Raw genomic sequence first — 7,478 nt, forward strand, 5'->3', positions numbered from 1 at the left:
CCAGCGAATCCGCCCCTTGCGAGGTTGACCGCCTAGTGTTCGCTCGTCTTTTTGCTTTGCCCAGTCTGTTCCTTGTCTGCCTGATGACGCTGCTGCCGCTGGCGCCCGCCCACGCGGTCGGTTTGCCCGGCCTGCTCAACACCAACAAAGCGCAACCCGAAGCCCAGGAACCGCTCGGCCAGTCCCTCGACGAAGTCATCAAGTCGCTGGAAAACGACAAGCAACGCGCACAGTTGCTGACCGATCTGAAGAAGCTGCGCGACGCCACCAAAAAAGCCCAAACCAGTCCCGAAGAAGGCGTGCTTGGCCTGATCGGCGGCACTCTGTCCAACTTCGAAAAACAATTCACCGGCGCTGACAGCCCGCTCAATCGCTGGGGCAACGAGTTCGACCTGGCCAAGGACGAACTGAGCGCAATGATGCTGCCGGCCAACGAGTGGCTGCCAATCATCTTCGGCTTCGCCATGATCCTCGCAGTGTGGAGCCTGCTCGCTGCCGCGCTGATCTGGCTCGGCCATCGGGTGCGCATGCGCTTCGGCCTTACCGAGGAACTGCCGCAACATCCCAAGGCTCTCGACATGCTGCGCTTCGCTTTGCGCAAGCTCGGGCCGTGGCTGATTGCGTTGGTAATGACCGTTTACATGAGCTACGCCTTGCCGTCGTCACTGGGCAAAAGCCTGGCGATGGTGCTGGCCTATGCGCTGGTGGTCGGCACCTGTTTCTCGGCAATCTGCGTGATCGCGTTTTCCCTGCTCGACGGCCCGCACCGCCATCGCGCGCTTTACATCCTGCGTCATCAGGCGTTCCGGCCGTTGTGGCTGATCGGTAGCTTCGCCGCGTTCGGTGAAGCGCTGAATGATCCACGCCTGATCGAAAGCCTCGGCGTGCATCTGGCCCACACCGCCGCGACCATCGCCAATGTACTCGCGGCACTGTCGACCGGCCTCTTCATCCTGCGTTTCCGTCGACCGATCGCGCACTTGATCCGCAATCAGCCGCTGTCACGACGCCTGACCCGCCGGGCCCTCAGCGACACCATCGAAATCCTCGGCACCTTCTGGTACGTGCCGGCATTGGTACTGGTCGGCATCTCGCTGTTCGCCACGTTCGTTTCCGCCGGCGACACCAGCACCGCATTGCGCCAGTCACTGATCTGCACCGTGTTGCTGGTGATGTGCATGGTGATCAACGGCCTCGTCCGCCGGCACTCCTTGAAACCACAGCGTGGGCCAAAACGTCATGCGCTCTACTCCGAACGCCTGAAAAGCTTCTTCTACACCCTCGCGCACCTGGTGGTCTGGCTGGTCTTCATCGAACTCGGCCTGCGCGTGTGGGGCCAGTCGCTGATCGGTTTCGCCGAGGGCGAAGGGCACGACGTCAGCGTCAAACTGTTCAGCCTGATCGGCACACTGATTTTCTCCTGGCTGATCTGGATCCTCGCCGACACCGCCGTGCACCACGCCCTCACCCGCTCGCGCAAAGGTCTGGCAAATGCCCGCGCGCAAACGATGATGCCGCTAATCCGCAACGTGCTGTTCGTAGCGATTTTCATCATCGCGCTGATCGTCGCCCTGGCGAACATGGGCATGAACGTCACGCCACTGCTGGCCGGTGCCGGTGTGATCGGTCTGGCCATCGGTTTCGGTGCACAGTCGCTGGTCGCGGACTTGATCACCGGCCTGTTCATCATCATCGAAGACTCGCTGGCCATCGATGACTACGTCGACGTCGGCGGCCACCTCGGCACCGTCGAAGGCCTGACCATCCGCACCGTGCGCCTGCGCGACATCGACGGCATCGTCCACACCATCCCGTTCAGCGAAATCAAAAGCATCAAGAACTACTCAAGGGAATTCGGCTACGCAATCTTCCGCGTCGCGGTGCCGTACAACATGGAAATCGACGACGCGATCAAACTGATGCGCGAAGTCGGCCAGAAGATGCGCACCGACCCGCTGCAGCGGCGCAATATCTGGTCGCCGCTGGAGATTCAGGGGGTCGAGAGTTTCGAGTCCGGCAGCGCGATTCTGCGCGCACGGTTCAAGACCGCGCCGATCAAACAGTGGGAAGTTTCGCGGGCCTTCAACCTGTCGCTCAAACGTCACCTGGACGAAGCAGGACTCGACTTGGCAACGCCGCGCATGAGCGTGCAGGTGATCACACCGGGCGCGGAGTATAAAAAGGACAACTGAACCGAAGGGTGCCCCCTATGGCAGAAAACGCCAATAGGGGGTTACTTCTACTGATCTTTGAAACCAGGCTTACCGTTAGCGGAGCGCCATTTTTTCACCTCGATTACAACTTTCTCAGGCCCATCCTTACCTTCTTCCGGGTAGTAGATCAAATCTGAGCCAGAAGGATGCTCAGCTAGCTGCTTAAACTCAAGAATGGCAGCAATTTGCTGTTTCTCTGTACGAAATTCTGAGTTATAGATTTTTCTGACAAATTCAAGAAAACTCTCCTCACTCATTTCACGTATCGATTTCATATCAAACTCCTTTATGAACTTCGACGTGCGCTTTAGAAAATAGAGTTTTATTGATCTTTGAAACCAGATTTTCCATTGGCTTTGCGCCAATTCTTTATTTCCAAGACCACACGCTCCGGGCCTTCTTTTCCTGGCTCGGGGTAGTAAAGCAAATCAGACCCCGCAGGATGTTCGCTCAGCCTCTCATACTCCATCACAGCTGCAATTTGCTGTTTCTCAGTCGCATATTCGGACTGATATATTTTCCATACAAAATCCAAGAATTCCTTCTCGGACATATCACTAATCGAATTAGCCACTACACACCTCCTTTATGAACTTCAACATGTTGCCTTGGAGTCAGTACGAGCAAATTTTCCATATCATACAACCCCCCATCATTTGACAACGCAACGTTGTGATGCAACTCAAATTTCACTCTTTTTCCAACACGATTATCTCTTTTTACAAACGGCGATCGCCCGTTGCTCATTTCTTTTAAGCTACCTGGATCAAATCAGATCGCTAGTTCGGTATCAGCAACCAAAGTCTTCCAAAACGTCTCTCTAAAAACCCTGAAACTCTTGAACTCCTTCCCCCTCAACTGATCAGCAATCTGCGAAGGAATCGCCGCCCCCTCACCTTGCGCAGCCCCCTCCAGCCATCGGCCGACAACCGGCTCTCCATAACCGCTGACCACTCCCGCGTCATTCCGGCGATCCCGGAACATGACGTACTGCGGTGGCAGTCCCGATTCCGGCGGGAAGACTATTCACGGGAATTCGGCTACGCGATCTTCCGCGTTGCCGCGCCGTACAACATGGAAATCGATGACGCGTTAAAACTGATACGCGACGTCGGCCAGCCGATCAAACAGTGGGAAGTTTCCCGAGCCTTCACCTGTCGCTAAAACGTCACCTGGACGAGGCAGGGCTGGATCTGGCGACGCCGCGGATGAGTGTGCAGGTGATTACGCCTAGAGTGGAAATCAAAAAAAGGAAAGCTGAACAGAGATGGCCCCCTATTGGAAGATAAAACCAATAGGGGGCTTGTTTTTTTAGTTGTCTTTGAAACCGGGTTTACCGTTAGCGGAGCGCCAGTTTTTTACCTCCAAGACAACATTTTCAGGCCCATCCTTGCCTTCCTCTGGGTAGTAAATCAAATCGTGACCAGAAGGATGCTCAACTAGCCTGGAGAACTCAAGAATGGCAGTAATTTGCTGTTTCTCTGTAGCAAACCCGGAATTATATATTTTCTTGACAAACTCAAGAAAATCTTCCTCTCTCATATCCTGTATCGATTTCATTTCAAAGCCCTTTATGAATTTCAACATGTGCCTTCGGGGTAACGATATTTATGTTGTCAGCATTATATAAATCCCCTCCCTCTGCCAAGCCGACCTTGTGATGTAGTTCGTATTTCACTCTTGCCCCTGCTGTATCGCCAAATCTAACTATCGGGGCTTTGCCCTTTTTCATTTCGTTCAAACTTGTCGCATTAAACAAATCAGCCAACTTTCCATCATTGAAAACAGTCTTCCAGAACGTCTCTCTAAAAACCCTGAAACTCTTGAACTCTTTCCCCCTCAACTGATCGGCAATCTGCGAAGGAATCGCCGCGCCCTCGCCTTGCGCAGCCGCCTCCAGCCATCTACTCGGTACCGGCTCTCCATAGCCGCTGGCAACCCCCGGATCATTCCGGCGATCCCGGAACATGACGTACTGCGGTGGCAGTCCCGATTCCGGCGGGAAAACCAGAATGAAGTCGTCGAAGTGAATGTTGCCCGGGACAGGATAGGTATCGATCCGTCCTTCAATCGGGACGAGATTGCCGCCGAAGTATCGCGGTGGAGCTGATTCTTCGACGGGCAACTGCGTTGAACTGTCAGTCGGCGTTACTGAAGGCGTCCAGACCACGGTTGTTGGCGGAAGGTCAGTAAGCGTGGTGCCGTAGGTGTTTTCCCCGGGGTTATAACCGGCTGCAATCACTCGCACGCCGGAAGGGAGTCTTTTGCCGCCTACCGGAACAACGAGCAGTTCCGCCAGATTGCCTGTCAATGGCCGGGGACTTAAACGTACGGGTAAATCCAGCAACGCCCTTTCGCTTGCCAGCCTGTGCAGATCCGGTAAAGGCCCGGGAAGCAGGTCCGACAGCGGATGGCTGAGCAGAAAGCGTTCAGGCAACTCACCATTGCCCAGCGTCGGTGAGTAGATGAATGCACTCACACCCACCATCAGACCCGACGCCGTGCCTGCCGCGAGACCCGACAGGCCGGCAACTGCCGAGCGAATGACGGCAGCTAATCCCGCCATCAGATTGTCCGCAATCGCAACCGCACCGCTGGATGTCGCAAATACCAGTTGGGCGTGGCTGACATTGCCCTGAAGGCGTAAAAGGCTGCCATGACCGCGGCTACGTTGCTGCTCCTCAAGCAGGCGATTGGCCTCTTCGATGGCCTCCCGCCGATGCTGCTCCTCAGCAACCCTGCGCGCTTCGGCTTCAGCCTCAAGCGCCGCCTGTACCTCGGCACGCTTGCGCTCCAGTGCCTCAGCCGCCAGGCGGGCCTGTTCTTCTTCAAGTCGCCTGAGTTCATTGGCGGCGGCCTGCCGCGCCAGTTCTTCCGCCAGCCGTCGAGCCTGCTCTTGAGCGACGCGGGCCTGTTCCTGTGCAACCTGCCTGGCGTGTTCCGCCGCCAACCGCGCCTGCTCCTGGGCAATCCGCTCGGCTTCCTGCGCTTGCACCACAGCAATCATGCCTTTGACCGTGTCCGACTGGCTGTTCAACAAGTTGATGCCTTCGACCAGCAACTTGGCATTAAACAAGGCGCTATAGGCCTGCCGAACGCTGACACCGCTGCCTCGCCGATTTACCTGTGGTAACCGGCCACCGTTAAAAAAAGTTTCAATTTGGGCATGACTGAAACGTTGAATGGCAACGTCTCTCGCCACGAAAAACGCATTGAATTTTCGTGTCGTCAGCGACTCCCTGAATCGCATCTCCCGCGCCAGCGCATCCAAAGGAGGCAATACACTTTGATCACCTGCTGCCCGCACTTCTGCCAGTTCATATTCAATGACCTGAGCAATATTCCTGGAAGTATCTTTATAGATACTTTCCATATCGAGTATTTCACCCAAAGGCGCAAAGTTGATATTTTGCCCCGAACCGTCTCCCGCCCCTAAATAATGTAAATATTCATCTTGTTTATCCGGACGCACCACACTCGGCGGAAGCGTTATTCCATTACGCTGCATTTATAAACCCTCCATGGACAATAGTTTTGTCGCGTTGGCCGGTCACCTTCAAACAGCCAATAACGTGACCGGCACCTAGAGAAATTTATGAAAATAAATGTTGCGCAGTGCGGTACATATTTATCGTGCGCGGTTTTTCTGTCACGCCGGACGGAACTGATAAAGCAGTAGGAAGTTTCTCTACTACTCTTTTTCTTCAGCAACTTTGGAAGGTAGCGCAGCGCTTCAATCACCCAAGAGCACTTACCTGCTGGGCGTTTGTCACAGACAGGGAAGCCAAGAACAATAAACAAGGAGAATCCCGATGCAGCTGACACGCATTGCCCAAGCCGTTTTCATTACCCTGCTCGCTGGTCACGCCGGTGCTGCCACGCTGGACAGCACCCGCGAACAAATCGCCGCACAAGCCAAACAACTTGAACCGGAACTGCTGGAAACCCGCCGCGACATCCACGCCCACCCGGAACTCGGCAATACGGAAAAACGCACCGCCGAGCTGGTCGCCAAACAACTCAAGGCCATGGGTCTGGAAGTGAAAACCGGCGTCGCCCGCACCGGTGTGGTCGCCATCCTCAAAGGCGCCCTGCCCGGCCCTACCGTGGCCTTGCGCGCCGACATGGACGCACTGCCGGTCAAGGAAGTCTCAAATCTGCCGTTTGCCTCAAAAGCCAAAGGCACTTACCTCGACAAAGAAGTCGACGTCATGCACGCCTGCGGCCACGACGCCCACACCGCCATCCTGCTCAGCACGGCGAAAATTCTCACAGGCATGCGCGACACATTACCCGGCACCGTGGTGTTCTACTTCCAGCCCGCCGAAGAAGGCCCGAGCGACTTCATTCCCGACGGCAAAAACACCTGGGGTGCGAAAATGATGGTCGAGGAAGGCGTGATGAAATCACCAAAATCCGACGCGGTCTTTGGCCTGCACGTCTGGGCCGGCGTCCCCGCCGGTCAGATCGCCTACCGTCCGGGCGCCACCCTCGCCAGCTCCGACGACCTGCGCATCAAAATCCTCGGCAAACAGACCCACGCCGGCCGCCCCTGGGACGGCATCGACCCGATCACCGTCGGCGCACAAACCATCGTCGGCCTGCAAACCGTGGTCAGCCGTCGCACCGACATCTCGTCGTATCCGTCAGTGGTCAGCATCGGCACCATCAACGGCGGCAAGCGCTACAACATCATTCCCGAATCCGTGGACATGACCGGCACGATCCGCTCCTACGACTACGGCATCCGCCAGAAACTGCATGCCGACGTACGCCAGACCGTGGAAAAAATCGCCGAAAGCGGCGGTGCAAAAGCCGACGTGACCATCATCGAAAAATACGACCCGACGATTAACAACCCGGCGCTGACGGAAAAGATGCTACCGACGCTGAAGTGGGCCGCCAAGGATGATGTGGTGAATGCACCGCTGGTGGGGGGCGCGGAAGACTTCTCGTTCTACGCCAAGGAAGTACCGGGATTGTTTGTGTTTCTCGGCGTGACACCACGAGACCAAGACATGAGCAAGGCAGCGCCGAATCACAATCCCGGGTTCTTTGTGGATGAGTCGGCGCTGGTGGTGGGCGTGAGGACATTGGCCTCGTTGGCGACGGATTATCTGTATGCCAATGCGCGGGTCGACAAGTAGAGATGAGGTGACTGTGGGAGCGCTTTCGCGAGCAAGCTCGCTCCCACAGGGATTGAGTACATACGACAGAGATTGGTCGGCTGTCCGGGCGCTTTCGCGAGCAGGCTCGCTCCCACAG

General features: G+C 56.1%; 6 protein-coding genes and 2 pseudogenes. 3 read left to right on the forward strand and 5 right to left on the reverse strand.

Annotated elements, in window-relative coordinates; genetic code table 11:
• Nucleotides 1–35: 35 nt before the first annotated feature.
• Nucleotides 36–2,192, forward strand: coding sequence for a mechanosensitive ion channel family protein (locus FGA82_RS26310; RefSeq protein WP_141129351.1), 2,157 nt, complete (start codon nucleotides 36–38; stop codon nucleotides 2,190–2,192).
• Nucleotides 2,193–2,239: 47 nt separating this feature from the next.
• Here FGA82_RS26310 and FGA82_RS26315 read toward each other — a convergent pair whose 3' ends face one another.
• From FGA82_RS26315 to FGA82_RS32985, 3 genes and pseudogenes are all read right to left on the reverse strand, one after another.
• Nucleotides 2,240–2,488, reverse strand: a complete 249-nt coding sequence (locus FGA82_RS26315; protein WP_141129352.1) for a bacteriocin immunity protein — start codon at nucleotides 2,486–2,488, stop codon at nucleotides 2,240–2,242.
• Between the two features lie 47 nt (nucleotides 2,489–2,535).
• The gene (locus FGA82_RS26320) at nucleotides 2,536–2,787 is read right to left on the reverse strand and encodes a bacteriocin immunity protein (RefSeq protein ID WP_249384290.1); all 252 of its coding nucleotides are present in this window, start codon (nucleotides 2,785–2,787) and stop codon (nucleotides 2,536–2,538) included.
• A pseudogene (locus tag FGA82_RS32985) lies at nucleotides 2,787–3,197 on the reverse strand (HNH endonuclease signature motif containing protein). Before FGA82_RS32985 ends, FGA82_RS26320 begins: the two are co-directional and overlap by 1 nt.
• Before the next feature lie 33 nt (nucleotides 3,198–3,230).
• Between FGA82_RS32985 and FGA82_RS26325 the strand changes: the two are divergent.
• A pseudogene (locus tag FGA82_RS26325) lies at nucleotides 3,231–3,502 on the forward strand (hypothetical protein); the annotation flags it as partial.
• 22 nt (nucleotides 3,503–3,524) lie between these two features.
• Here the strand turns inward: FGA82_RS26325 and FGA82_RS26330 are convergent.
• Nucleotides 3,525–3,773 carry a bacteriocin immunity protein gene (locus FGA82_RS26330; RefSeq protein WP_141129356.1) on the reverse strand — a complete coding sequence of 83 codons (249 nt, stop codon included), beginning with the start codon at nucleotides 3,771–3,773 and terminating at the stop codon, nucleotides 3,525–3,527.
• Between the two features lies 1 nt (nucleotide 3,774).
• On the reverse strand, nucleotides 3,775–5,721 hold the full coding sequence (locus FGA82_RS26335; RefSeq protein WP_141129353.1) for an S-type pyocin domain-containing protein: 1,947 nt from the start codon (nucleotides 5,719–5,721) through the stop codon (nucleotides 3,775–3,777).
• Between the two features lie 304 nt (nucleotides 5,722–6,025).
• Between FGA82_RS26335 and FGA82_RS26340 the strand changes: the two genes are divergently transcribed.
• Nucleotides 6,026–7,360 carry an amidohydrolase gene (locus FGA82_RS26340; protein WP_141129354.1) on the forward strand — a complete coding sequence of 445 codons (1,335 nt, stop codon included), beginning with the start codon at nucleotides 6,026–6,028 and terminating at the stop codon, nucleotides 7,358–7,360.
• Nucleotides 7,361–7,478 lie beyond the last annotated feature (118 nt).

This window comes from Pseudomonas fluorescens (genome assembly GCF_005938625.1).
GTDB classification, from domain to species: Bacteria; Pseudomonadota; Gammaproteobacteria; order Pseudomonadales; family Pseudomonadaceae; genus Aquipseudomonas; species Aquipseudomonas fluorescens_BD.